29 protein-coding genes and 1 pseudogene are annotated in these 25,847 nt (G+C 49.0%); 24 read left to right on the forward strand and 6 right to left on the reverse strand.

Features of this window, described 5'->3' with window-relative positions; all coding sequences use genetic code 11:
- Positions 1-55 precede the first annotated feature (55 nt).
- From FND36_01550 to glgD, 15 genes and pseudogenes are all read left to right on the forward strand, one after another.
- Positions 56-1,339 carry a 2-hydroxyacyl-CoA dehydratase gene (locus FND36_01550; GenBank protein ID QDW72834.1) on the forward strand — a complete coding sequence of 428 codons (1,284 nt, stop codon included), beginning with the start codon at positions 56-58 and terminating at the stop codon, positions 1,337-1,339.
- On the forward strand, positions 1,336-3,030 hold the full coding sequence (locus tag FND36_01555) for a 3-hydroxyacyl-ACP dehydratase (GenBank protein QDW72835.1): 1,695 nt from the start codon (positions 1,336-1,338) through the stop codon (positions 3,028-3,030). Before FND36_01550 ends, FND36_01555 begins: the two co-directional genes overlap by 4 nt.
- Positions 3,031-3,230: 200 nt before the next feature.
- Positions 3,231-3,986, forward strand: a complete 756-nt coding sequence (larE, locus tag FND36_01560; protein ID QDW72836.1) for an ATP-dependent sacrificial sulfur transferase LarE — start codon at positions 3,231-3,233, stop codon at positions 3,984-3,986.
- Positions 3,987-4,009: 23 nt separating this feature from the next.
- Entirely contained in the window at positions 4,010-4,774 is a 765-nt protein-coding gene (gene larB, locus FND36_01565) for a nickel pincer cofactor biosynthesis protein LarB (protein ID QDW72837.1), read from the forward strand.
- A 3-nt stretch (positions 4,775-4,777) separates the two neighbouring features.
- On the forward strand, positions 4,778-6,079 hold the full coding sequence (larC, locus tag FND36_01570) for a nickel pincer cofactor biosynthesis protein LarC (protein QDW72838.1): 1,302 nt from the start codon (positions 4,778-4,780) through the stop codon (positions 6,077-6,079).
- Entirely contained in the window at positions 6,080-7,705 is a 1,626-nt protein-coding gene (locus FND36_01575; GenBank protein QDW72839.1) for an ABC transporter substrate-binding protein, read from the forward strand.
- On the forward strand, positions 7,671-8,711 hold the full coding sequence (locus FND36_01580; protein ID QDW72840.1) for an ABC transporter permease: 1,041 nt from the start codon (positions 7,671-7,673) through the stop codon (positions 8,709-8,711). Before FND36_01575 ends, FND36_01580 begins: the two co-directional genes overlap by 35 nt.
- Positions 8,711-9,538, forward strand: coding sequence for an ABC transporter permease (locus tag FND36_01585; protein ID QDW75508.1), 828 nt, complete (start codon positions 8,711-8,713; stop codon positions 9,536-9,538). The genes FND36_01580 and FND36_01585 overlap by 1 nt, the downstream gene beginning before the upstream one ends.
- A gap of 12 nt (positions 9,539-9,550) precedes the next feature.
- Positions 9,551-10,330 (forward strand): annotated as a pseudogene (locus FND36_01590) (ABC transporter ATP-binding protein).
- A gap of 16 nt (positions 10,331-10,346) precedes the next feature.
- Complete coding sequence (locus FND36_01595) at positions 10,347-10,994, forward strand: ATP-binding cassette domain-containing protein (protein ID QDW72841.1); 648 nt, start codon at positions 10,347-10,349, stop codon at positions 10,992-10,994.
- Positions 10,995-11,051: 57 nt separating this feature from the next.
- Positions 11,052-11,564 (forward strand): ferritin, encoded by a 513-nt coding sequence (locus tag FND36_01600; GenBank protein ID QDW72842.1) that lies wholly within the window; start codon positions 11,052-11,054, stop codon positions 11,562-11,564.
- Positions 11,565-11,843: 279 nt separating this feature from the next.
- Positions 11,844-12,275 (forward strand): hypothetical protein, encoded by a 432-nt coding sequence (locus FND36_01605; GenBank protein ID QDW72843.1) that lies wholly within the window; start codon positions 11,844-11,846, stop codon positions 12,273-12,275.
- Between the two features lie 2 nt (positions 12,276-12,277).
- The gene (locus FND36_01610) at positions 12,278-12,673 is read left to right on the forward strand and encodes a hypothetical protein (GenBank protein ID QDW72844.1); all 396 of its coding nucleotides are present in this window, start codon (positions 12,278-12,280) and stop codon (positions 12,671-12,673) included.
- A 211-nt stretch (positions 12,674-12,884) separates the two neighbouring features.
- Positions 12,885-14,024, forward strand: a complete 1,140-nt coding sequence (locus FND36_01615) for a glucose-1-phosphate adenylyltransferase (protein ID QDW72845.1) — start codon at positions 12,885-12,887, stop codon at positions 14,022-14,024.
- A gap of 1 nt (position 14,025) precedes the next feature.
- On the forward strand, positions 14,026-15,141 hold the full coding sequence (gene glgD / locus FND36_01620) for a glucose-1-phosphate adenylyltransferase subunit GlgD (GenBank protein QDW72846.1): 1,116 nt from the start codon (positions 14,026-14,028) through the stop codon (positions 15,139-15,141).
- A 121-nt stretch (positions 15,142-15,262) separates the two neighbouring features.
- On the opposite strand, the gene FND36_01625 is transcribed toward glgD, so the two are convergent.
- The 4 genes from FND36_01625 to FND36_01640 all read right to left on the reverse strand — a co-directional run bounded on the left by FND36_01625 (position 15,263) and on the right by FND36_01640 (position 18,583).
- Entirely contained in the window at positions 15,263-15,637 is a 375-nt protein-coding gene (locus FND36_01625) for a FeoB-associated Cys-rich membrane protein (GenBank protein QDW72847.1), read from the reverse strand.
- A gap of 81 nt (positions 15,638-15,718) precedes the next feature.
- On the reverse strand, positions 15,719-17,719 hold the full coding sequence (gene feoB, locus FND36_01630; protein QDW72848.1) for a ferrous iron transport protein B: 2,001 nt from the start codon (positions 17,717-17,719) through the stop codon (positions 15,719-15,721).
- Between the two features lie 87 nt (positions 17,720-17,806).
- Positions 17,807-18,019: a ferrous iron transport protein A gene (locus FND36_01635; protein ID QDW72849.1), complete on the reverse strand. Its 213-nt coding sequence runs from the start codon at positions 18,017-18,019 to the stop codon at positions 17,807-17,809.
- A gap of 204 nt (positions 18,020-18,223) precedes the next feature.
- On the reverse strand, positions 18,224-18,583 hold the full coding sequence (locus FND36_01640) for a metal-dependent transcriptional regulator (protein QDW72850.1): 360 nt from the start codon (positions 18,581-18,583) through the stop codon (positions 18,224-18,226).
- Between the two features lie 273 nt (positions 18,584-18,856).
- Between FND36_01640 and FND36_01645 the strand changes: the two genes are divergently transcribed.
- The 8 genes from FND36_01645 to FND36_01680 all read left to right on the forward strand — a co-directional run bounded on the left by FND36_01645 (position 18,857) and on the right by FND36_01680 (position 22,658).
- Positions 18,857-19,096: a transcriptional repressor gene (locus tag FND36_01645; protein QDW72851.1), complete on the forward strand. Its 240-nt coding sequence runs from the start codon at positions 18,857-18,859 to the stop codon at positions 19,094-19,096.
- 165 nt (positions 19,097-19,261) lie between these two features.
- Positions 19,262-19,411 (forward strand): 50S ribosomal protein L33, encoded by a 150-nt coding sequence (gene rpmG / locus FND36_01650; protein ID QDW72852.1) that lies wholly within the window; start codon positions 19,262-19,264, stop codon positions 19,409-19,411.
- A 24-nt stretch (positions 19,412-19,435) separates the two neighbouring features.
- Positions 19,436-19,633 carry a preprotein translocase subunit SecE gene (secE, locus tag FND36_01655; protein ID QDW72853.1) on the forward strand — a complete coding sequence of 66 codons (198 nt, stop codon included), beginning with the start codon at positions 19,436-19,438 and terminating at the stop codon, positions 19,631-19,633.
- A 27-nt stretch (positions 19,634-19,660) separates the two neighbouring features.
- On the forward strand, positions 19,661-20,176 hold the full coding sequence (gene nusG / locus FND36_01660; GenBank protein QDW72854.1) for a transcription termination/antitermination factor NusG: 516 nt from the start codon (positions 19,661-19,663) through the stop codon (positions 20,174-20,176).
- A 59-nt stretch (positions 20,177-20,235) separates the two neighbouring features.
- Entirely contained in the window at positions 20,236-20,661 is a 426-nt protein-coding gene (gene rplK, locus FND36_01665; GenBank protein ID QDW72855.1) for a 50S ribosomal protein L11, read from the forward strand.
- Between the two features lie 51 nt (positions 20,662-20,712).
- Positions 20,713-21,405, forward strand: a complete 693-nt coding sequence (locus FND36_01670) for a 50S ribosomal protein L1 (GenBank protein QDW72856.1) — start codon at positions 20,713-20,715, stop codon at positions 21,403-21,405.
- Between the two features lie 207 nt (positions 21,406-21,612).
- Positions 21,613-22,173: a 50S ribosomal protein L10 gene (locus FND36_01675; protein QDW72857.1), complete on the forward strand. Its 561-nt coding sequence runs from the start codon at positions 21,613-21,615 to the stop codon at positions 22,171-22,173.
- Positions 22,174-22,280: 107 nt separating this feature from the next.
- Entirely contained in the window at positions 22,281-22,658 is a 378-nt protein-coding gene (locus FND36_01680) for a 50S ribosomal protein L7/L12 (protein QDW72858.1), read from the forward strand.
- A 56-nt stretch (positions 22,659-22,714) separates the two neighbouring features.
- Here the strand turns inward: FND36_01680 and FND36_01685 are convergent, their stop codons facing one another.
- Entirely contained in the window at positions 22,715-24,061 is a 1,347-nt protein-coding gene (locus FND36_01685) for a GHKL domain-containing protein (protein ID QDW72859.1), read from the reverse strand.
- Positions 24,061-24,786 (reverse strand): response regulator transcription factor, encoded by a 726-nt coding sequence (locus tag FND36_01690; protein QDW72860.1) that lies wholly within the window; start codon positions 24,784-24,786, stop codon positions 24,061-24,063. Before FND36_01690 ends, FND36_01685 begins: the two co-directional genes overlap by 1 nt.
- 164 nt (positions 24,787-24,950) lie before the next feature.
- Between FND36_01690 and FND36_01695 the strand changes: the two genes are divergently transcribed.
- Entirely contained in the window at positions 24,951-25,658 is a 708-nt protein-coding gene (locus FND36_01695; protein ID QDW72861.1) for an MIP family channel protein, read from the forward strand.
- Positions 25,659-25,847 lie beyond the last annotated feature (189 nt).

The following is a 25,847-nucleotide window of genomic DNA, read 5'->3' on the forward strand; positions in this document are numbered from 1 at the left end:
ATCCAAAAGCGGATCGGTCACTTCCTTTTGGATTGCGTGAGATGGAGGAGACAGCATGTGGGTTGTAGACAAATATATTGAGCATGTCAAGGAACAGACGATAGAGAATCCCAAGCAGAGCTGGGGTAAAATACTGCTGGGATTCCAGGCAAATAAGCTGCGGACAAAGATTCTGCCCAAAAAGAATCTGGCAAAGGGCTATCAAAAACTGGAAGCAATGATGATGGCTTTCGTAGCCGATGCCTTAAGCCGTCCGGAAAGCTATGTATGGGGAAATATTTTCTCACCCTGTGAGATCATCCAGTGTTTTGGACTCAGCACATTGTCCATCGAGTGTCTGGCCTGTTATTTGAGCGGCTACCATCTGGAAGATTACTTCATTGATTATGCTCAGAATACAGGGATCGCTCCCACGCTTTGCTCTTATCATAAGACATTTGTGGGAGCCATTGACAGCGATGCGGTTCCGGTGCCGGAGTATGCGGTCACCACTTCTCTTTCCTGCGACGGGAACTTAAATACCTTCCGGTATCTGGAGAAAAAGCGGGGAGTACCGTTTACGTTCCTGGACGTGCCTTACGGAGACGATGAGGCTTCTGTGGACTATCTGGCAGGGCAGCTTCAGGAATTTACCCATGAATTGGAGAACCGGTTTGGAAAGAAGTTTGAGGAAGAGAAACTAAGAGAAGCGATAGAGATTGAGAATGAGACCCGCAGGGAGCTGCTGCGTTTCTTCCGGCTGCAGAGCGAATACTATTATCCGGGAGAGCTGATCAGCCATCTGTATATGATGATGGGAATGCATCTGTTGATTGGGACACAGGAGTTCCTGGATCTGATCCGTTTTATGATCGAAGATATTAAGACTTATCCCAAATTTGAGGGAAAAAAGATACTGTGGGTACATTTGCTCCCATTCTACCAGGAAAGCCTGCAGCAGTGTTTTAACACCAACCAGAAATACCAGATCATAGCCAGCGATATTATTATCGACTCGGTGGAAGATCTGGATTCGGACAGACCGTTTCACGCCCTGGCAAAGAAGATCATACGGAATATGTACAACGGGTCCTATTCCCACAAAGCCCAGATGGTGGGAAATCTGACAGACACTCTGGAGCCGGATGCGGTGATCCAGTTCTGCCATTGGGGATGTAAACAGTCTTCTGGAGGAAGCGTCCTGCTGAAAGAAGAAATGCAGAAGAAAGGAATCCCCATGTTGATCTTAGATGGAGACGGAATTGACAAGCGCAACAGCCATGACGGGCAGATCAAGACCAGGCTGGAAGCGTTTCTGGAAATGCTGGATGCCGAAGAAAAGGAAGAGGAAGCGATATGATAGGATATATTTGCAAATACGCCCCCATTGAGGTGTTTGAGTCCATGGGCGTTAAGATGGAACGGATCGAGCCGGATGTGACCAATTTTAACCAGGCGGAGATCAAGATGCATCCCAATATCTGCAGTTTTGCTAAGGGGGTGCTGGAAGAAGTCATGGAGAAGGACTATGAAGGGATCATCCTTACTACCTGCTGTGACAGTATCCGGCGGCTGTATGATGTGTTGAAAGAAGAGTTCCCCCAGAAATTTATCTATATGCTGGATACGCCCAGGCTGGTAAAGGAAGCCGGGATCATCCTGTATGAACAGAGGATCCGGGCTATGATCCAGGCTTATGAGACATTTTCAGGAAAGAAATTTGACGAGGCGGTATTCCTTGAATATCTGCGGGACAAAGAGGAACAGCAGCAGGTTGGCATCAAAGACCGGAAGCTGAATATTGGAATCCTTGGGGCCAGAGCCAATGACAGTATCAAGAAGATCCTGGAGGAAAAAGGCGCCAACGTGGCTTTTGATCTGACCTGTACCGGACTTGGAAGAAAGATCCTCTATAGTGAGGCGGAGCCGCTGGGAGAGTACGCAAGAGGGCTTCTTAGCCAGTTCCCTTGTATGCGGATGGAACAGGCGGCAAACCGAGACGAGCTGATCCGGCGCTATGGGGATAGTGTGGACGGCATTATCTACCATACGGTACAGTTCTGCGACAACTATGCTTATGAATATGCCTGGCTGAAAAGCTGGATGGGACGGCCGCTCCTGCTTCTGGAAACCGATTATACAAAGCAGAGTTACGGGCAGATCCTGACACGGATCGAAGCGTTTTTGGAGTCCCTTCGCAGGGAAGTACGGAAACCGGTGAAAAAAATGGAGGGAAATAGCAGTATGTATGTACTTGGAATTGACAGCGGATCTACATCCACCAATGCGGTGATCATGGATCAGGACAGAACGATCAAAGCATTTTCTGTGGTGCGTACCGGCGCCAAATCTGGAGAGAGCGCAGACAGAGTCTTGAAGGATGTACTTGAGAAAGCAGGGCTGTCCAGGGAAGATATTGCCTGGATCGTATCTACCGGATACGGGCGGGTCAGCATCCCCTTTGCGGACGAGAATGTGACGGAGATCAGCTGTCATGGAAAAGGAGCCCACTATTTTAACCCGAAGATCCGGACGATCCTGGACATTGGCGGGCAGGACAGTAAAGCGATCCGTTTAAGCGAGCAGGGGGAAGTCAAAGACTTTGTCATGAATGATAAATGTGCGGCGGGAACCGGGCGTTTTCTGGAAATGATCGCAAGGACCCTGGAGATCAGTCTGGACGAACTGGGAGCCATTGCCCTGACTTCCACGGAAAATATCGAGATCACCAGTATGTGTTCTGTTTTCGCTGAATCAGAAGTGATCTCTTTGATCGCCAATAATAAAGAAAAGAATGATATCGCAAACGGTGTCTGCGGCGCCATCGCCAACAAGGCATACGGTCTTTTGCGCCGGGTAGGGCTGGAGCCGGACTTTATGATGACAGGCGGTGTGGCCAAGAATCCAGGAGTGGTTCGGGCCGTGGAACAGAAGCTGGGAGCAAAGCTGTATATCTGTGAAGAGCCGGAGATTGTGGGCGCGACGGGAGCGGCCCTGTATGCGTTGGAACAGATCGCGCCGGACAGCGCAGATACAAATGTAAGTAAATAGTCTTGTGTCCGCGGAGACGGTGTGGTAATATATAAAACGTAGATTCTCCGGCAGGAAGCAGGAGAGAGGCGGCAGAAGCCGCGGACAAAAGCAGTATAGGCGTATAATAAAAATGTGAGGTAAAATAGAGATATCAGGAAGGTATCTGTTTTCAGAAGGAAACAGGTATCTTCTTTTTTGGAAAAATGAAGGAGGGGCAGATGACACTAGAAGAATTTTTTCAAGAAATCCCCAAGGCGGCAGTGGCTTTTTCTGGAGGAGCAGATTCGGCGTTTCTGCTGTACGCAGCCAAGAAATCCGGCTGTAAGATCCGGGCGTATTACATAAAGACGGTGTTCCAGCCGGATTTTGAACTGGAGGATGCCAAGAGGATCGCGAAAGAACTGGACATTCCAATGACGGTGGTGGATGTAGATATCCTGGCAGTCCATGAGGTGGGAAGAAATGGGCCGGATCGCTGTTATCACTGTAAGAAAGCGCTATTTACAGCACTTAGGCAGGCGGTGGAGGGAGAAGGATATTCCCTGATCCTGGACGGGACCAACGCCTCCGATGATGCCGGGGACAGACCGGGCATGAGAGCTCTGCGGGAACTGGGAGTCCGCTCGCCTCTGCGGGAATGTGGGATTACAAAAGGAGAGGTGCGCAGGCTTTCGCAAGAGGCGGGATTGTTTACTTGGAATAAGCCTGCCTATGCCTGCCTAGCGACCCGGATCCAGACCGGGAACAGGATCATCCCCGGAGACCTTGCTAAAGTGGAGCGGGCCGAGCAGGCCCTGGCGCAAATGGGATTTGCGGATTTCCGGGTGCGGCTGTTCCATGGAGCGGCCAAAATCCAAGTGACGGAAGGAGAGCTTCCGATATTGATGGAGAAACGGAAAAGGGTGACAGAGGCATTGGAGCAATGGTTTCCAGAAGTCCTGCTGGACCTAAGATCCAGGCAGGAATCCAGATAAGATGGAGATGGGAGGAAAAGAGTATGGATAATAAACGTGATATTTTGGAGCTGCTCCGCAAGGTGGCGGATAAATCTGTAACGCCGGAACAGGCGCTGCTGGACCTAAAGGAGGCCCCTTTTGAGGATCTGGACTACGCGAAGATCGATCTCCACCGCAGCGTCCGGCAGGGAGCGGCAGAAGTGATCTACGGAGAAGGCAAGACGAAAGAGCAGGTCCTGGGGATCACCAGGACCATGGGAGAAAAGGGCTGCCGGAATATCCTGGTGACCCGGATCAGCCGGGAAACGGCAGAATATCTGGCGCAGTCAGTTCCGGTCGAATACCACGAAGCTGCCAGACTCGGGATTGCGTTTCCTAAAGAGAGGATAAAACGGGGAAATATCGTGGTGGCTACTGGGGGGACCAGTGATATGGCGGTGGCGGAAGAGGCGGCTTTAACGGCAGAAGCCATGGGAAATCATGTGACCAGGCTGTACGATGTAGGGGTAGCGGGCCTTCACCGACTGCTGGCGAACCTGGATGTACTCATGCAGGCCCGGTGTGTGGTAGCAGTGGCGGGAATGGAAGGCGCCCTTGCTTCCGTGGTGGGAGGCCTGGTAGACTGTCCGGTGATCGCGGTACCCACAAGTGTGGGGTACGGAGCCAGCTTCGGAGGTCTGTCCGCCCTTTTGTCTATGCTCAACTCCTGCGCTTCCGGCTGCAGTGTAGTGAATATTGACAATGGATTTGGAGCGGGTTATCTGGCCAGCAGGATCAATCAGATGGAAGGGATCAAGGAGGAATAAAAGATGAAGACATTGTATATCGAATGTAATATGGGAGCGGCGGGAGATATGCTGATGGCGGCGCTTTATGAACTTTTGGAAGACCGGCGGGGATTCCTGGATCAAATGAACAGCCTGGGACTGCCGGGCGTCCGTCTGGAAGCGGTACCGGGAAAGACCTGCGGAATTGCCGGGACACATATGAAGGTTGCCATACATGGGGAAGAGGAGGGCCATACACACAGCCATGCACATGAACATGAACACATGCATGGACACACCCATGAGCACGGACATACCCATGAGCATGGACACCACCATCACCATGCAGCTCCGGGATATATTGGGACCTTGATCGAAGGCCTGAATCTTCCGGAAGAGGTAAAGAACCAGGCAAAAGACGTCTATGATGCGATTGCCCATGCGGAGGCAAAGGCTCACGGCTGTCCGGTGGGAGACGTTCATTTCCATGAGGTTGGAGCCCTGGATGCAGTGGCGGACGTGACGGGAGTCTGTTATGCCCTGTATCTTCTGAAACCGGAGCGGATCATCGTTTCTCCCGTCCATGTGGGGAGCGGAACGGTACACTGTGCCCACGGTATTATGCCGGTGCCGGCCCCGGCTACGGCAAATCTTCTTCAGGGAATCCCAAGCTATGGCGGAGAAGTCAAAGGAGAACTCTGTACTCCGACGGGAGCGGCGCTGCTTCGCTGTTTCGCGGATTCTTTTGGTCCTATGCCGCTGATGGAGTGCCAAGGCGTGGGGATCGGGATCGGAACCAAAGAGTTTGGCCAGGCCAACTGTGTGCGGGCATTTCTGGGAGAAGCGGCCGCGGCGGAAGATACTTCTAAAACGGAAGGAAAAGGAAGGCTGCCTGGAGAGCGGGCAGAGATGATAGAGCTGGTGTGCAATATTGACGACATGACGCCGGAAGCCCTTGGTTTTGCTTGTACCAGGATTCTGGAATCAGGCGCGCTGGATGTCTATACGGTTCCGGGGACTATGAAGAAAGGAAGACCGGGCCATGTGCTGACGGTGCTGTGCCGGCCGGAGCAGGAAGAAGAGATGGCCCGGTATATCCTGGCGGAGACGACGACCAATGGCCTGCGGGCGCGCAGGTGCGGGAAGTATTACCTGGCGCCGGAGATAGAAGAGGCAAAGACCAGATGGGGAACTGTAAAGATCAAGAAAGCCGCCGGATATGGCGCTGTCCATGTGAAACCGGAATATGAGGATGTGGCAAGGCTTGCAAGAGAGAACCAGATCCCCTATCAGCGGGTATGGGAAGAAGCTGTAAAAGCGTATGCAAAACAGGAGGAAAGATAGATGAGGCGCTGGATTGCGGCGGTATGCGCGGCTGTGTTGGTTCTGACTCTGCCTGCCGGCTGCCAGCCGGCAGGAGGGGCAGCTTCTGCGGAGAGCAGATCTGAGGATTCCGTGGTGATCGCGATGGATCCTAATTCGGAACCAGAGGCCGGTTTTGATCCTTCCTATGGGTGGGGAGCCGGAGAACACGTCCATGAACCGCTGATCCAGAGTACGCTGACGGTGACAAACGCAGATCTGACCATCGGCTATGATCTGGCGGAAGACTACAGTGTCAGCGAAGACGGACTGACCTGGCATGTGGTGATCCGGGATGATGTGACATTTACGGATGGAGAACCTTTGACGGCAGAAGATGTGGCGTTTACTTACAATACTGTGAAAGAGTCCAGTTCTGTCAATGATTTTACAATGCTGGATCACGCGGAAGCGCTGGATGATACGACGGTGGTTTTCCATATGACGCGCCCATTTTCTATCTGGCCTTATACAATGGCGGTGGTAGGGATCGTGCCGGAGCACGCCTATGACAGTAAGACCTATGGGACGAATCCTATTGGATCTGGACGTTATATTTTAAAACAATGGGACAAGGGACAGCAGGTGATCTTGGAGGCGAATCCGGATTACTACGGCGAGGAACCAAAGATGAAGCAGGTAACGATCCTGTTTATGGAGGAAGATGCGGCTTTCCTTGCGGCACAGTCTGGACAGGTAGACTTGGCTTATACGTCGGCGACGTACTCAGAAGAAGAAATAGAGGGGTATACCCTTGCCTCTTATGACAGCGTGGACAACAGGGGATTTAATTTACCTGCGATTCCGGAAGGAAAAGATGGGGAAGGGAAGACGGTAGGGAACGACTTCACTTCAGACGTCTTGGTGCGCAGGGCGATCAATATAGGCGTAGACCGGCAGGAAATGATCGATCATGTATTAAATGGATACGGCACACCGGCCTATAGTGTCTGCGACCAGCTTCCCTGGTACAATGAAGCATCGGAAGTGGCGTATGACCCGGAGGGGGCGGCAAAGCTTCTGGATGAGGCGGGATGGATCCTGGGAGACGATGGAATCCGGGAAAAGGACGGCGTTAAGGCGGAACTGAACCTTCTTTATTCAAATGGGGATTCTGTGCGCCAGGCCCTGGCAGAGGATTTCGCGGATCAGATGGAAGAATTGGGGATTGCCTGCACCACGGAAGGCGTAGGCTGGGATACGGCTTATGACAGAGCGCAGTCCCAACCCCTTTTGTGGGGATGGGGAGCCCATACTCCTATGGAACTTTACAACATTTACCATACCATAGACGGCAATGCGGTGGACGGGACGGATCAGGCCCAGTATTCGCCCTATTCCAATGAGACGGTGGATGGATATATGGATCAGGCGCTGGCAAGCGCCGATCTGGAAGAGTCCTACAAGCTTTGGCAGAAGGCCCAGTGGGACGGAACGGCCGGAGTGACCCAGGAGGGAGATATTCCCTGGGTGTGGCTGGTAAATATCGATCACTTATATTGGGTGCGGGATGGCTTAAAGGTGGCAGAGCAGAAAATCCATCCTCATGGGCACGGATGGTCCATCGTCAATAATGTGGACCAGTGGAGCTGGATACAAGAAGAGTAAAGGAGGAGCGGCGGTGAAGCATCGTTTTGGATTCGCGGGGAAAAAATTGATACGGATGGGCTTGCTGCTTCTGGGAGTGAGTATTGTGACATTTTTGCTCATGTGCGCTTCTCCGCTGGACCCTCTTCAGACCAATGTGGGACAGGTGGCGCTTGGAACTATGAGCCAGGAGCAGGTGGAAGCGCTCCAGTCTTACTGGGGAATGGACACGCCTCCGCTGGAGCGGTATCTTGGGTGGCTGACAGATGTCCTGCGGGGAGACTTTGGAACTTCTCTCTTATATCGGCAGCCGGTGCTGGAGGTAGTGGGACAGAGACTTTCCAGTTCTTTCTGGCTGCTGTTGCTCTCCTGGATGATCTCAGGTGTTCTTGGAGTGTTCCTGGGAGCGCTGGCAGGAGCGTTCCGTGGCCGTCTGCCGGATAAGCTGGTCCGGGGATACTGCCTGGTCATTTCCAGTACCCCTTCTTTCTGGCTGGCGATCCTTTTGCTTCTGGTTTTCGCGGTCTGGCTGGGGTGGTTCCCCATTGGGTTTGCGGTACCGGCTGGAGTGGAAGCGTCCGCGGTGACGGCGGCTGAAAGGATCCGGCACGCAGTTCTTCCGGCCTTGACCTTGAGTGTTACAGGGGCAGCCAATATTGCGCTCCATACCAGAGAAAAGATGGCGGATGTATTGGAATCAGACTATGTGCTTTTTGCCCGCGCAAGAGGAGAAGCTTACAGGTCAGTGGTCGTCCGGCATGGTCTGCGGAATGTGCTGCTTCCGGCAATGACGCTCCAATTTGCCTCCCTTAGTGAGATTATTGGGGGATCAGTCCTGGCGGAACAGGTATTTTCTTATCCGGGGCTTGGACAGGCCGCGGTGGCTGCGGGCCTTGGAAGTGATCTTCCTCTGCTCCTGGGAATTACAGTGATCACAGCAGCCATTGTTTTTGGCGGAAATCTGATCGCGGATCTGCTTTATGGAATCGTGGACCCCAGGATTCGAAGGGGGGCTGCGAGAACATGATGGAACGGCAGGGAAATCAAAGAAAAAAAGCGATCTGGTTTCTGGCGGCGGCAGTGTGCGTGCTGGCAGCGGTAGTCATTTCCGGGATAATGCTTACCGAGGGGGCTGTGGAAACGAATTTTGCGGAGAAAAATCAAATGCCATCCCTGGATCATTTGTTTGGCACAGACTGGATGGGCCGGGATATGCTGGCCAGGACGCTGGCCGGACTTTCCTTAAGTATACGGATCGGGCTTTTGACTGCCGGAATAAGCGCGGTCCTGGCGGTGGTGATCGGAACGGGGGCGGCCCTTCTTGGCCGGAAGGCGGATGCCTGCATTTCCTGGTGTATCGACCTGGTAATGGGAATTCCGCATATCCTGCTGGTCATGCTGGTTTCCATAGCCTGCGGCCGGGGATTTTTCGGAGTGACAGCCGGGGTGGCGCTGACGCACTGGCCCTCCCTTTCCAGACTGATCCGGGGAGAAGTGCTGCAGCTTCGGGGCGCGCCTTATATCCTGGCGGCAGAAAAGCTGGGCGCCTCCCGGCTGCAGATAGCTGTGAGGCATCTGTTCCCTCACTTGTTCCCCCAATTTCTGACGGGGACGGTCCTTTTGTTTCCGCATGCGATCCTGCATGAGGCGAGTGTAACATTTCTGGGGTTTGGTCTGTCATCGGAACAGCCGGCGATCGGAGTGATCTTGTCGGAGAGTATGCAGTATCTGACCACAGGCAGATGGTGGCTGGCCCTATTTCCCGGAGGAGCTCTGGTGCTGGTAGTAATTATGTTTGCCATGCTGGGGGAGCGGGTGAGAAGGATTTTAGATCCGGCCAGCGTCCATGAGTAAGGGGGAGAACAGATGGAAAGCAAGAGAGAACCGATCTTAGAGGTGAAACATTTATCCATTTCTTTTACACAATATACACAGAGAACGAAACGCCGGACACTGCAGACGATCCGCGATCTGTCCCTGCAAGTCCTGCCAGGCCAGGTGGTGGCTGTGGTGGGAGCCAGCGGTTCGGGGAAAAGCCTGCTGGCCCACGGGATTCTTGGAATCCTTCCTTATAACAGCCGGATGAAAGGGGAGGTCTTCTATGAGGGAAAGCCTTTGACTGCCCGCCGGATAGAAGAACTGCGGGGGCGTGAGATCACTTTGGTCCCCCAGGGAGTGACGTATCTGGATCCTTTGATGAAGGTGGGGCCGCAACTCTGGCGGGGAAAGAAGGATCCGGCTGTACAGAAGCGGTTCCGGGAAGCACTGGAGCGATATGGACTGGGACCGGAGATAGAAGACAGGTATCCCTTTGAACTGTCTGGCGGTATGGCCAGAAGAGTGCTGATCGCCTCGGCGGTGGCGGAGGGACCAAGACTGGTGATCGCCGATGAACCTACTCCTGGGCTGGATGAGGGGACGGCCCGCAGAATTCTGGGGCATTTCCGGGAGATGGCAGATGATGGGGCGGGGGTGCTTTTGATCACCCATGATCTGAGGATGGCTCTGTCGGCAGCTGATCGGATCGCGGTGTTTTACCAGGGGGAAACCATTGAAGAAGCGGGGCCGGAAGATTTCAAGGATGTGGAAAGACTGAAGCATCCCTTTACAAAGGCTTTATGGCATGCCATGCCGGAACATGGATTTGGGGTGGAGGAAAACGATGGATTTAGTAGCGGAGAACCTAACATTTTATTATCGGGGAAGAAAGAAGCAGCCCGTATTGGAACATGTGGATCTGACCATCCGGCAAGGGGAGAGAGTGGGCTTAAAGGCGCCCAGCGGCCGGGGGAAGACAACGCTTTGTAAACTTTTGGCCGGCTATGAGCGGCCAAAGCAGGGAAGGGTCCTGGCAGGCGGAACAGATGTCATGGAATACAAGGGAGTCTGTCCCGTGCAGATGATCTGGCAGCATCCGGAGATGGCGGCAGATCCGCTTCTGCGTCTGGGAGAGAGTATGAGGCTGGCAGGTTTGACAGGAGAGAAGCTGGCGGAACGGATGGAACAGTTGGGAATCCGGGAAGAATGGATGAGCCGCTTCCCGTCGGAACTGTCAGGGGGAGAATTGCAGAGATTTTGTCTGGCCCGCGCGCTTAGGCCGGAGGTAAAGTTCTTATTATGTGACGAGATTTCAGCTATGCTGGATCTGGTGACCCAGGCCAGGATCTGGCGGTTTCTGCTGGAAGAAGCAAAGGAGCGGGAACTGGGCCTTCTTGTGGTCAGCCATGACGAGGCGCTCCTTAGGCAAGTGTGCACCCGCCTGATCACTTTGCCGGAAACGAAAAGAAACGAAGAATCGTATTGTGATTGAAAATCCCGGATGACAGGGGTATACTGTTAGTGAAAAAACATAAAGGAGATGTCTTATATGTTAAATGAGAAAGTTGCCCAATTATTAAACACCCAGGTAAACAAAGAGTTCTATTCTGCGTATCTGTATTTGAGTTTTGCTAATTTTTATAAAGAGCAGGGATTAGACGGCTTCGCCAACTGGTATCAGATCCAGGCGCAGGAGGAACGGGATCACGCAATGCTGTTTGTTCAGTATATGCAGAATAATGATGTGCCGGTTGCCTTTGAGGCGATCGACAAACCTGACGCTTCACTGAAAGACAAAATGGATCCTTTAAAGGCCGGATATGAACATGAGCAATATGTCACCAGCCTGATCCATGGAATCTATGAGGCGGCATATGAGGTGAAGGATTTCCGGACCATGCAGTTTTTGGACTGGTTTGTTAAGGAACAGGGAGAAGAAGAGACGAACGCAAGCGATCTGATCAAGAAGATGGAGCTTTTTGGCGGAGATGCCAAGAGCCTTTACATGCTGGATCAGGAATTAGGCGGCCGCGTTTATGCGGCTCCATCGCTGACGCTCTAGTAAGAAAAGCCGGAGCGGCAGCGACGGCTGCCATTAAGGAGGACGACATTGATGATGGGGCTAAAGAACTATGATAATCTATATCGTCTTTATTTGAGGAGCCGGAAAAAGCAGCGAATAGCTTTTTTTATCTGTCTGGCGCTTTTTATTCTGTCCGCTGCGACCTTTATAATTGATGGATTTCCGTTTGAAGTGTCGTTGATTATGATGGCAATGATTTTTCCCGCGATTCTGTTCGGTATTATCTTGCTGGTCTCAAGAAGCAGAACTCTAAAAAGCATGGAGACTTTTTCTCCATCACAGCTTACCGCGATCAACAGAGAAATCCCATCCTGTCCCATGTATGAAGGCCTGTTTGCTGCCAGCGAGGCTGTTGTGGGAACTAAGCTTGGAGGGCTTCAGCTTGTGCCTGTAAAAAATATCCTGTGGGTCTATACCAATGTAACGGTAGAAAAGTTGAATGGAATCATTCCGATTTATAAATATACAGCCCTGATCCTTGCGGACAGGGATCATAAGCAGTATAGTTTCCGGATTAAAAACGATCAAAAGGCTTTCTTTTTCATCCAGTCAGAATTGCTGAAGAGCCGTCTGGATCTTGTGTTCGGCTATGAGCGCGGCATGGATGATATTTATAAGAATGATATCAACCGTTTGATTTCTTTTAGTTTGGAATGTGCTGAAAAAAGACGGCGGGAATGGGGGATTTGAATATGGATACGGCTTATTTGGATACAATGCCGGAGGTTAAAAACCGATTTAAGGCGGAACTGCTTCCGGGAGAAAAAGTAGTCTTTACAGCAAAGATGCTGGGATTTTTTTCTGATTCCGGTCACCTTCTCGGAGCGGATAAATCCCGTTTTACTATGACCAACCGAAGAATCCTTGCGGATAACGGACAGGGAATATGGATTACAGACATTGCAGAGGACGTTGTGGATATGCGCAGGGAGGAACGCGGTAAATTCCTGATGAAGGAAGTCTATATAAAGGTTACAATGAACAAAGAAGTGACATATGGAATCGGCATCCATAAATTAAGCGGTTATCGGTTTGGTTTCCGCAAGAAGGATATGGCAGCGTTTGAGGAGATTATCAGACGCATGTAAAATTGGGATGATCTGATCTTTTTGAGACGGAAAAAGAACATATACGCCTAAATAAAACCGCGGCAGAGAGGAATCTTTGCCGCGGTTCTGTTTAAAGCAAAGAATCAGATTAAGAAGTTGACTGTTTTTGTGTAATATTACATAAATTATTGCATAATTTGCAAAAAAATTGTATAATATTGATCAGAAAAAAGGAAAGAGAGGATTCGCTATGAAGCAAAATACCATGTTAGCAATGATTTTGGCTGGCGGAAGAGGTTCACGTCTGCATGAGCTTACGAATAAAGTGGCAAAACCGGCTGTTTCATATGGCGGAAGGTATAAGATCGTGGATTTCCCATTGAGCAATTGCGCAAACAGTGGAATTGATATTGTGGGTGTCCTTACACAATATGAATCTATTCTTCTGAACAGTTATGTAGCTGCCGGACGCCGCTGGGGGCTGGATGCGAAAGAAAGCGGTGTGTTTGTGCTGCCACCCCGTGAAAAGGCGGATACAGACCTGGATGTTTACCGGGGAACTGCAGACGCGATATCGCAAAATATCGATTTTATCGATACATATGCGCCAGAATATGTGCTGATCCTGTCCGGTGATCATATTTACAAGATGAATTACGCAAAGATGCTTGCGGAGCACAAGGAAAGGAAGGCGGATGCGACGATCGCCGTTATTGAAGTGCCGATGCGGGAGGCCAGCCGTTTTGGTATCATGAATACGAATGAAGACGGACAGATCGTAGAGTTTGAAGAGAAACCGGAGCATCCAAAGAGCAACTTGGCTTCTATGGGAATCTATATTTTTGACTGGAAGCTTTTGAGAAAAATGCTGACGGCAGATATTAAGGATCCGGATTCCAGCCATGATTTTGGAAAGGATATCATCCCGCAGATGCTGGCGGATGGACGCAATCTGTACGCCTATAAATTTAAGGGATATTGGAAAGACGTAGGAACCATAGATTCTTTGTGGGAAGCAAATATGGATCTGCTGGACAAGAACAATGAACTGGATCTAAATGACTCTACCTGGAAGATTTATACAGAAGATGTAACTGCCCTTCCTCAGTATATCGGTCCGGAAGCCAAGATCAAACGCGCGTTTATCACACAAGGCTGCATCATTGAAGGAGAAGTAAGGAACTCTGTACTGTTTACAGGGGCTAAGATCGGTCCGGGGGCCAAGATCATCGACAGTGTTCTGATGCCGGGCGTGGAAGTGGAAGAAGGAGCCATAGTGCAGCGCGCGCTGGTAGCTGATGAAGTTAAGATCGGAAAAGAAGCGGTCGTCGGCACGGCGGACAGCGAGCATATTGAACTTGTGTCAAAACGAGTAAAGGGGGTAGAGTAGTATGCCGAAAGCATTTGGAATCGTTAATTTTGCCGGAAATCATATCCGAGTGGAAGGCCTTCAGCCTTATCGTCCGGTAGGCGCGTTTTCCTTCCTGGGCAGATATCGGGTCATCGACTTCCCAATCTCTAATATGAGCAACAGCGGCATAGATAATATCCAGGTATACATCCGGAGAAAACCTCGATCGCTGATCGAACATCTGGGAACAGGGCGTCATTATAATATCAACTCCAAACGCGGGAAGCTGCATATTCTGTTTTCTGAAAATGGAATGGAAAATGATATCTACAATAATGATATCGCGGCATATATGGAAAACATAGAGTGTATTGAAAGTACTCATTTTCCATATGTGGTCATCGTCCCAAGTTATATGATCTATACTATGGATTACAGCCAGCTTTTGCAGGAGCATATTGACTCCGGGGCAGATATTACCTTGCTTTATCATTCGGTAGACAACGCGAAGGAAGCCTATTTGAGCTGCAGTTATCTGAACTTGAACCGGCAGAAAGGCGTTCTGTCTATTGAAGCGAATCGAGGAAGCGCCAAGAACAGAAATATTTTTATGGATACCTATGTTATGAAGAAGGAATTATTCCTGGAACTGATCCAAAAGGCGCATAAACTGTCTTCTATGTATACACTTGCGGATATTGTAAATCAGCAGTGCAGCGAACTGGACATCCGGGGTGTGTCGCATAGAGGGTTCTTTGCTTCGATCACAGATTTTGAGAGTTATTATAATGCGAATATCTCTCTGATCAATTTTAAAACAGCACAGACGCTGTTTACTGATGATTGGCCGATCTATACAAGAACCAATGACTCTTGTCCGACCCAATACTTTGAGACCGCGGATGTAAAGAATTCTGTTGTTTCAAATGGCTGCCTGATCGAAGGCACGATCGAGAACTCCATTATTGGACGAGGCTGCGAGATCAAGAAAGGCGCTGTTGTGAAAAACTGCGTAGTGCTGCCTGGAGCGACCGTTGGGGCAGATGTGCACGCGGAAAATCTGGTGGTGGATAAACACGCGAAACTGATCCATGTAAAAGAAGTTGTGGCGGAGAAAGAACATCCGGGTTATATCCGTCGGGGAGATACTCTGTAAAGACGGATTTGTTGAGAGAAGAACCGCGCGCATAGGCCGGGAGGGATGGCGAAACTTGAACCATCTCTCCCGGCCTATATGCGTGGCTCTTTTTTTTTTTCGGCAAATTCCCATTTATCTCCTAAAATATCCCGGTAACTTTATAGCCAATCTTTTCCACCGCGCTTTTTAAAACCATATCCTCCACTTCGCGGTCGTAAGAAATTACGGCTCTGCCTTTGGAAAGATTGACATCTGCGCGGACTCCGCTGATCTGGTTCAGGATTTTAGTCACCTCTATGACGCAGTGTTGACAGCTCATTCCAGAGATTTCCATCGTCTTTTTCCCAATGATCGGCCCGGCCAGTTTCTTTTTGGGCAATCTGCCGCTGCTTGGGCAGCTTCCGCCGGCTGGGCAGCCAATGCATTTTACGCCCTTTTTTTTGGCTTTTACGATATAAGTAATGGCGCTTCCAAGTAAAACTGCTAATATGAGAACAACGATCACATCTGCCATATTATCATCCTTCCTTTTAAATACGAAGCAGCGGACAAAGGATATAAGACTCTGCCCACTGCTCAACATTATAATTCAAATTTACGCGGTGTGTAAACTATATTCCGCGGAGAATTCCCTGTCTGACTTGCGGATCCTCCATAAGACGATCGCAGCGAATATAAGGATCGCGATCAGGCCGGGGATAAAAGCGGTTCCAAGGGAGCCTGTAGTAGCAAGCGTTCCAATCTGGTATACAAGGAAAGCTACGGTATAGCCGGTTCCAAGCTGGAGGCAGATGCCGCCAAACAGCCATTTTTTGCTCTTCATCTCCGAATTCATCGCTCCAAGGGCAGCGAAGCAGGGCGGAGTGTAGAGATTGAACATCAAGTAAGCGAGAGCGGCAACTTGTGTAAGCCCCATGATCGTCGCGACTTCATTTCCACTGCCGACTAAGGCAAGCGCATCTGTGTCGATCAGGTTTGTAACGCCATATACAACAGCCAGTGTTCCGACCACATTTTCTTTCGCGATGAAACCGGTGACTGCCGCGGCCGCCAGCTGCCATACCCCAAATCCCAGTGGAATGAACAGAATTGAGATGGGGTGCGCGATGCTTGCCAGGATAGAAGTACCTTCCGCGCCTTCTTCCACAAGCTGGAACTGCCAGTTAAAGCTCTGCATGATCTGTACGACAGTGTTGCAGACTAAGATGATCGTCCCGGCTTTGATGATGTAGGCTTTGCCGCGCTCCAGCATAGAAACGCAGGCTCTCTTCAGGCTGGGGATCTTATATTCTGGAAGCTCAATAATAAAGAAAGATTTTCTGTATTTTTGGCCGGTAATTCTCTTTACAAGCAGCGCCCCAAGCAAAATGAGCAGGATACCCATCAAGTACATGGTTGGAGATACCCACCAGGCATCTGCGAAAAATGCTCCCGCAAACAATGCGATGACCGGGATTTTGGCTCCGCAGGGCATAAATGGGGTAAGCATCGCTGTGGTGCGGCGCTCTCTTTCATTGCGGATCGTCCGGGAAGCCATAACGCCGGGGATCGCGCAGCCGGTACCGATGACCATAGGGATCACGGATTTTCCGGAAAGCCCTACCCGTTTGAAGATAGGATCCAATACCACGGTGGCGCGCGCCATATATCCGCAGTCCTCCAGAAGAGCAATGAGGAAATACATAACCATTACCAGAGGAAGGAAGCCGACAACGGCGCCCACACCGCCGATGATACCATCAACCAGAAGCGCGTACAGCAGCGGGTTCGCGTTTTCCATCAATCCGCCAACCCAGCCCTGGAAAGTTTCGATCCAGGCAACCAGCCAGTCCGCGATCCAAGTACCCACTGTGGTCTGAGATATATAGAATACAAGGAAGATAATAACCGCGAAAATCGGAATACCGATAATTTTGTGGGTGATAATATTGTCGATCTTATCCTGCGCGTTTTTATCTTTTGTAAAAACCTTTCGCTGTTCTACTTTGTTTACGATTCCGTTTACAAAATCGAACCGTTTTCTATCGGCGGCTTCTACCGCGTTTTTGTCGTGCAGATCAATGTCGGCCTGTACATAGGGCGCTTCCTGGCCGTTTCCTTTCAAAGAGACGACCTGCTCGATCACTTCTCTTAGGCCGATATGGCCGGAAGAAGTGGAAATGGTTTTCACAACTGGACAACCAAGTTTCTCAGATAAAAGTTTCTCATCGATCTTTGTCTGTTTCTTTTCCGTAATATCGCTTTTGTTCAGAGCCACTACCACCGGAATACCCAGTTCCAGAAGCTGTGTGGTAAAAAACAGGCTTCTGCTTAAGTTGGTCGCGTCTACGATATTAACGATCACGTCTGGGTTTTCGTTTTTAACATAACTGCTGGTAATGCTTTCCTCCGAAGTAAATGGAGACATAGAATAGGCGCCTGGCAAGTCTACAGCAACCAACTCTTCTGTCCCGCTATAATAAGCTTTTTTGATCAGACTTTCCTTTCTCTCCACTGTAACACCGGCCCAGTTTCCAACACGTTCATTTCTTCCTGTGAGCGCGTTGTACATGGTTGTTTTTCCGCTGTTAGGGTTCCCTGCAAAAGCAACTCTCATGTGTAAATCTCCTCCTTCATTTCGATTAGAATAAACTAACTCCCCTTGTAAAAAAAATAGTGAATGAACTCACCATTTTTTGTTATATTATATTGAAATAGCTTTCGCTAGATCAGTATCTATATTATAGCGGCCGTCTTTGATGGAAACCACGCATCCTCCTTTTAAATGAGAAATTACGGTAATAGGTTCTCCGCTGTAGCAGCCCAGGGAAAAAAGAAATGCTTCCAATTCTTCATCATCGGTTACAATATCTTTTATAATATATTCTTCGCCTTCTTTAGCATCCAGTAAACTCATACAAACGAAATCCTTTCTCTATCATCATTTTTTACGGTATTACAGTCATGAGTCTTGTCGATAGTCATTCTCAATAACTACTACACTAGGTAGTTTAAACTAACACCTTGGGTTTGTCAATCATTTTTTCGATTTCCGCAAAGTAATTTTGGAATGTTAGGATAAAAGAAGGAGATAGCGAGCAAATGAAAAAAGCAGGCGGTTTTACTTAATATGCCTTTTGAGCGCTTCAAAACTTTCCGCGCTGATCACGTGCTCGATCCGGCAGGCATCGCTGACTGCGGTATCGGGAGATACGCCCAGCCGAACCAGCCAGGAAGACAGAAGTTCATGGCGCTCATAAATACGTTCCGCAATTTTGCGGCCGGCTTCCGTTAAAGTGATATAGCCTTCAGGGGAAACACGGATGTAATCATTTTCCCGAAGTTTTTTCATCGCTACGCTGACACTGGGCTTCTTAAAATCCAGTTCTGTGGCGATATCTACAGAACGTACTGCCGGCTGCCGCTTACTTAAGATTAAAATGGTTTCCAGATAATTCTCGGAAGACTCACCTATTGTCATAAAATCACCTCGTAATTATAGAATTTGATTTTGGGGTTTTATTCTGCAAATAGTGGAATATTCAAGCCGCTTTCTCTAGTCGGATCCAACGTCTATCGTTCAGTATAACATACGACCCGCAAAATAGTAAATCCAATTATCGATAAAAAGTAATCAAATAAGATGTTGAATGTAAACTGCGGTTAGAGTATACTAACTTAAGAGAAGGAGAATGAAAAAAATTATCATTTAAAGCGACATCGATCGAGGCGCAGAGCGCGGCGGGAGGGAGAAATGGAAAAGGAAAAAGAGATCATCATCCGAAAATTGAAGGCGAACGGGTGCAGAATGACGAAGCAGAGGATGGTGCTTCTTGATATTATCCTGGAAAACCAGTGCTCCAGCTGTAAAGAGATATTTTACCGCGCATCTAAGATGGATGAAGGGATAGGGATCGCGACCGTCTATCGGATGGTAAACGCTCTGGAAGAGATCGGGGTAGTAAGCCGGAAGATCGTGTATGAGAAAAAATAGAATAGGAATCCGGTTTGGCGCAGGAGTGAAGCGGCCTGTGAGAACTGTTTTTATAAAAAGCCTTGCTTTTTCGCGGGTTCTATGATACACTAGACGGGCGAATGGAAGCAGGTCTTTTTTTTATGCCTAAAATTAAACTTCAGAAAGTAAAGCGAGGTGGAAGTTGTGCGTACAAGAATCACATTAGAATGTACCGAATGCAAGCAGCGTAACTACAATATGACGAAGGATAAGAAAACACATCCTGAGCGTATGGAGACAAAGAAGTACTGCAGGTTCTGCAAGTCACACACATTGCACAAAGAGACCAAATAGCCGTCAGGTAAAGGAGTGTATGACATGAGTGAAAAGACTCAGAAGAAGAGCTGGTTCAAAGGACTCAGTCAGGAGTTCAAGAAGATCATTTGGCCAGACAAAAAAACACTTGCAAAGCAGACGGCGGCCGTGATCTTTATATCCGTTGTAATGGGAGCGATCATAGCAGTGCTTGACTTCCTGCTTCAGCACGGAGTTGAGATCCTGGTAAATTTGGGCTGATAGTGCGAGAGCAGGAAAGGTGAGATTATGTCAGAGGCAAAATGGTACGTAGTCCATACCTATTCCGGGTATGAGAACAAAGTAAAGGCCAATATTGATAAAACGATCGAGAACAGGCATCTGGAAGATCAGATCCTTGAAGTGCGCGTCCCTATGCAGGATGTGGTGGAGATGAAAAATGGGGTGCAGAAAGCGACCCAGAAGAAGATGTTTCCAGGCTATGTGCTCATCCATATGGTCATGAACGACGATACCTGGTATGTGGTGCGCAATACAAGAGGCGTGACAGGGTTTGTGGGACCCGGATCCAAACCGGTTCCTTTGACGGCGGCTGAGATGGCGCCTTTGGGAATCCGGCAGGAGAATATTGTCGTTGACTTTGAAGTAGGCGATACCGTTCAGGTTGTTGCGGGGGCTTGGGCAGATACGGTAGGCGTTGTGCAGTCTATGAATCCCCAGAAACAGAGCCTTACGATCAATGTTGAGCTGTTTGGCCGCGAGACGCCGGTAGAGATCGGATTCGCGGAAGTCAAGAAAATGTAACTTATTAAAATCAGTGGGAGGGACGGAAGTTCCGGAAGTACCACAAGGAGGTAATGAAAATGGCAAAAAAAGTAGAAGGTTATATCAAATTGCAGATTCCTGCCGGAAAAGCGACTCCGGCACCACCGGTTGGTCCCGCGCTTGGACAGCACGGTGTGAATATCGTTGAGTTTACAAAACAGTTCAACGCTAAGACGGCAGATCAGGGAGACATGATCATTCCTGTAGTCATCACCGTTTACAATGACAGAAGCTTCAGTTTCATCACAAAGACTCCGCCGGCAGCGGTTCTTATCAAGAAAGCCTGCAACATCAAATCTGGTTCAGGCGTTCCGAATAAGAAGAAAGTAGCTACGATCACCAAGGCGCAGGTCCAGGAGATCGCGCAGCTTAAGATGCCAGATCTGAACGCCGCTACTTTGGAGGCGGCGACAAGTATGATCGCTGGAACCTGCCGCAGCATGGGCGTAACTGTAGTTGACTGATGAAAATAAGTGGGAGGGTTATCCCGACATTACCACAAGGAGGTTATTTAGATGAAAAGAGGAAAGAAATATGTAGAGGCTGCGAAAGCCATCGACAAAGGGACACTGTATGATGTGGCAGAGGCAGTTTCATTGGTAAAGAAGACCGCGGTAGCAAAATTTGACGAGACTATCGAGGCGCATATCAGAACCGGATGTGACGGACGTCACGCGGACCAGCAGATCCGAGGAGCGGTTGTTCTTCCCCACGGAACTGGTAAAAAGGTACGTATCCTGGTATTCGCGAAAGACGCAAAGGCAGATGAGGCAAAGGCTGCTGGAGCGGACTACGTTGGCGGCGAAGAACTGATCCCGAAGATCCAGAATGAGAACTGGTTCGAGTTCGATGTAGTTGTTGCCACACCGGATATGATGGGCGTTGTAGGACGTCTCGGACGTGTTCTTGGTCCAAAAGGACTTATGCCAAACCCGAAGGCGGGAACTGTAACGATGGATGTTACTAAGGCGGTTCAGGATATCAAAGCTGGTAAGATCGAGTACAGACTTGATAAGACTAATATTATCCATGTGCCGGTAGGAAAAGCATCCTTTAGCGAGGAGCAGCTTGCGGACAACTTCCAGACGCTGATCGATGCGATCATCAAAGCAAGACCAGCAGCAGTAAAAGGTCAGTTCTTAAAGAGCGTGACACTTACTTCTACCATGGGACCTGGTGTTAAGATCAATCCTATGAGACTGGCGTAATCTTTGAGGTTGACATCAAAAATATATAATGCTATAATAGCAAACGATGACTGCCGAAGACAGCAGGTGCGAAAGCGTAAGTAGAGACTACGCCTGCCGAGGAAAGTTAGATTTATGTGATCATGAATTTACAATGCCTCTGTGTCTTCCGACATGGAGGCGTTTTTTTGGCAGCATACGAAAAATCTATAAGGAGGTAGACCATTCGTGGCAAAAGTTGAATTAAAACAACCGATCGTGCAGGCTATTGCAGATGATGTCAAGGATGCGGCGAGTGTGGTTCTGGTAGATTACCGTGGACTGACTGTTGCCCAGGATACAGAGCTGCGTAAACAGCTCAGAGAAGCTGGTATCGTTTACAAAGTTTGCAAAAACACAATGATGAGACGGGCTTTTGAAGGAACGGAGTTTGAAGCTTTAGACGAGCACTTGGAAGGACCCAGCGCCCTTGCAATCTCCAAAGATGATGCTACAGCTCCGGCAAGGATCCTCTGCAAATTCGCAAAGGACGCAAAAGCTCTTGAACTGAAAGCAGGTGTGGTTGAAGGAACTGTTTACGATGTGGATGGCTTGACAGAACTGTCTAAGATCCCATCAAGAGAAGAACTGCTTTCCAAACTTCTTGGAAGCCTGCAGTCACCAATCACCAATCTTGCTTGCGTTCTGAACCAGATCGCGGAAAATGGCGGCGCGGAAGCGGCACCGGCAGCAGAGGAAGCTCCTGCAGAAGAAGCACCAGCAGCAGAAGAAGCTCCTGCGGAAGAGTAGGACGGAACTAAAAGCAACTTAGCGAGGCCGTTCTCGGAGCTTGGCGAGGAGAACTACCTTATAATTTAAAAACAAACTAAAAAATCATAAAAATGGAGGAAAATAAAATGGCAAAAATGACAACTGCTGAATTTATTGATGCAATCAAAGAATTATCAGTATTGGAATTAAACGAGTTAGTAAAAGCTTGTGAAGAAGAGTTTGGCGTTTCTGCGGCAGCAGGCGTTGTAGTTGCGGCAGCGGCAGGAGATGGCGCGGCAGCAGCAGAAGAGAAAGATGAGTTTGATGTAGAGCTGGTATCCGCTGGCGCTTCCAAGGTTAAAGTTATCAAAGTTGTTCGTGAGATCACTGGACTTGGCCTGAAAGAGGCAAAAGAGCTGGTTGATAACGCTCCGAAGGTAGTAAAAGAGGGCGCTTCCAAGGCTGAGGCTGAAGAGATCAAAGCGAAACTGGAAGGCGAAGGCGCTGAGGTTAACCTGAAATAATCCTGCGGATCTTTGTGAAAATGAAGGGAGCCATCGTAAAATAGATGAGGGATCATCTATCTTGCGATGGCTCCCTTTTCTGTTTTCGCGTTCAGCAGGATGGAGACTTTGAAGACCTGGTCTTGATATTCAAATTTGTGGACGCCGTTATAGGATTCTGTAAGCTGAATGACGGATGAGATGCCGATTCCCTTTCGTCTGGCGGCCTTGGTAGAAAGAAAGGCGTTGCCGGACCTGTGAATGGTCCCTTCGAAACTATTTTCAATGACAAGGACCAGGATGGTGCTGCTGGTCATGGAAAAGGAGAGGCGTATGAATTTCTCGGGAGAATGCATACGCGCGCATGCTTCCACCGCGTTTTCCAGCAGATTTCCCAGAATTACGCACAAGTCTGTGCTTGGAAAGGGTAATTGTTCGGGAAGCGAGACGGTAAATGAAGTATCGATATGAGCTTCTTTGGCGTTTTCGTGATAATGGCAGAGAAGCGCGTTAAGGGCTGGATCTTTACAGAAGACCGACTGGGTTTCTGGAATATGAGCGGTGTAATCTTTTAGATATTTCTCCAGCTGAGTCCAGTCTCTTGCCTGAAGGAATCCGTTCAGAGCAAGGATGTGGTGATGAAGATCGTGCCGCGCCCGTCTGGTCTCCTCGATGTGAGACTGAAGGAGTTCCGCGTGTTTGGCTTGGGCGTTGAGCAGTGTTTCGGAAAGGTGGAGCCGCTCCTGGAGGTTGGCGTTTTCGCTGACCGAAATGATCATGCGGAGAAAAATGATATAGGACGAGAAGCACATCAAAAGCCACAGAGGTGGAATGAAATAAAATTCTGAATAGTCCCCGAGATCTCGGAAAAAATCGGGAGATATGGTCAACGTGTAGATCAGATTTTGGGATACGGGGATCACCCACATATATTTCCATGGCGGAAGTGTATAAGAATAATCCAGGGCAGGGCGCATCAGCTTCTTAAAAAAGAGATACATAAGAGGAAAGGCCAGCAGCGTGACTAGGATGATGAGCAGAGCGCCGATTATGGAGTTAAATCCTGGAAGAGTGCCTGTAAACAGAAAGTGGATATAGGATACAGTCAGGATCACGCCCTCGGAGTAAGATTTGACCACGGATATGATAAAAAGACTGTGGACAAAGTGATAACTGACAACAATCGTAAAAATGCATACCGCAGATACAATACCCGCAAGTCCGAGAAAAGAGCGGGCCAGTGAGGACCAGTAGAACGAAAAATAAAGGCAGGACGCAATGAAAGTGACCGCCAGGAAAAGCAGGACCCCAGTCACCACTCTTCTAAGAGAAGGAAGTCGGAACTGATCCTTGAAGGAAAGGATGAGCAGGGCGAAACAAGGAGCGATGTAAAAAAAAGTAGATAAGAGAAATGCCGGCTCCATTAGTGAATCCCTCCATTTACATAGTCAAAGAGATAGTCAGCATAGGCTTGTGTCACTTCGTTTTTCCGCGCTTTGGAAATAGGGACTCTTTCCCGGTTTTTCATGAGGAAGTCCCGGTCTTCCAGAGATTCAATGTGATCCATATTGACCAGGCAATTCCGGTAACACCACAAAAACTGGGGATAGGATTCCAGCATGGGCGCGAAATCGGCAAAAGACATATAGGAACGTACTACGCAGGAAGTGGTATGGATCTGAATATAGTGATTGGAATAATCTGTATATACAATATCATCAATCAGGATTCGGGTCTGATACCGTCCTTCCTTGACCTCGATGTAGTGGATGAATTTCTCGGCGGTTTCTTCAAAACGCTTCATCGCGTCCGCGAGCTCATCGTAAGTATAGGGTTTTACCAGGTAATCCAGAGCGCGCACGCGGAATGCTTCCAAGGCGTGTTCCTTGCTGGCGGTGGTGAAGATAACCTGGCATCTGGGAAACGTTCTGCGGACCTGCTGGGCAAGTCGGATGCCTGTTTCGTTCTGCATATAAATATCCAGAAAGACAAGAGAATATTCTGTTTGGTCCAGGGATTGAAGAAAAGCGGATTCATTTGTGAATCGATGGACCTGTATGCGCACCTTGTGCTCCTGACAATAATTTTTAAGATATTCTTCAAGAACCTGTATATCTTTGATCAAGTCGTCTACGATCGCAGCTGTCATAAAATACCCCCAAATATTAGCATCCATTCTTATATTAACATATTATAGTTTTCGACAAAAACTTACAACCAGTAAAAAAGTGTCAATAACAGTAAAAGGGTTTCCGGGACGGGAAGAATCGTGTATAAAGGTACTTGTGCAAATTGCGAAGGAGGGAATAAAAGATGAAAAAATATGTTGCGGAATTTATCGGAACACTGGTATTGACATTATTCGGCTGCGGATCGGCGGCAATCTCCGGGGGGATCGACGGAGCGCTTGGGATTTTTGGGATCGCTATGGCGTTTGGGCTTTCTATCGTAGCGATGGCCTATGTGATCGGGGATGTGTCTGGCTGTCATATCAATCCGGCAGTGTCTTTGGGAGTATTTTTAAATAAAGGAATGTCAGCGAAGGATTTTGCGGGATATGTGATCGCTCAGTTTTTGGGCGGTATCGCGGGAGCGGGAATCTTGTACGGCGTGCTCGCCTGCACGAACCTGGGACCGGTTGCCGAGGTAGGTCTTGGCCAGAATGGTTATGGAGAGGTCTCCTATGTGGGGCTGGACATGACGGGGGCTCTGCTGGTTGAGATCATCCTGACATTTGTGTTTGTATTCACCATTCTTGGAGTGACCGCAAAGGCGAAAACAGGAACGGTGGCTGGCCTGGTGATCGGCCTTACACTGACATTCGTTCATATCTTAGGGATTCCGCTTACCGGAACTTCTGTGAATCCGGCAAGAAGCTTTGGACCAGCTCTTTTGGTCGGGAACGGAACCGCCCTGGCGCAGGTGTGGGTCTTCATCGTGGGACCGCTTGCGGGAGCCGCGATCGCGGCGGTGGTTTATGGTATTCTGTGCAGAGAAAAAGAAACAGCCGCAGAAAACTAGAGTGCCTATAATGTCAAAAACAAAAAAAGCGCATGAGCAAAAAGTCTGGCTCATGTGCTTTTTTAGTGGAGCTTAATAAGCGCAGAAATGTATGACGGTTTTGTGCAATCCAAAAATAAAAGCAAAAAAACCTAAAAAAAACGCATTGAAGAATTTCTATCGGCCCTTAGAATCAAAAATATAGGAGGA

The sequence above is a fragment of the Lachnospiraceae bacterium KGMB03038 genome (assembly GCA_007361935.1).
Classification (GTDB): domain Bacteria; phylum Bacillota; class Clostridia; order Lachnospirales; family Lachnospiraceae; genus Massilistercora.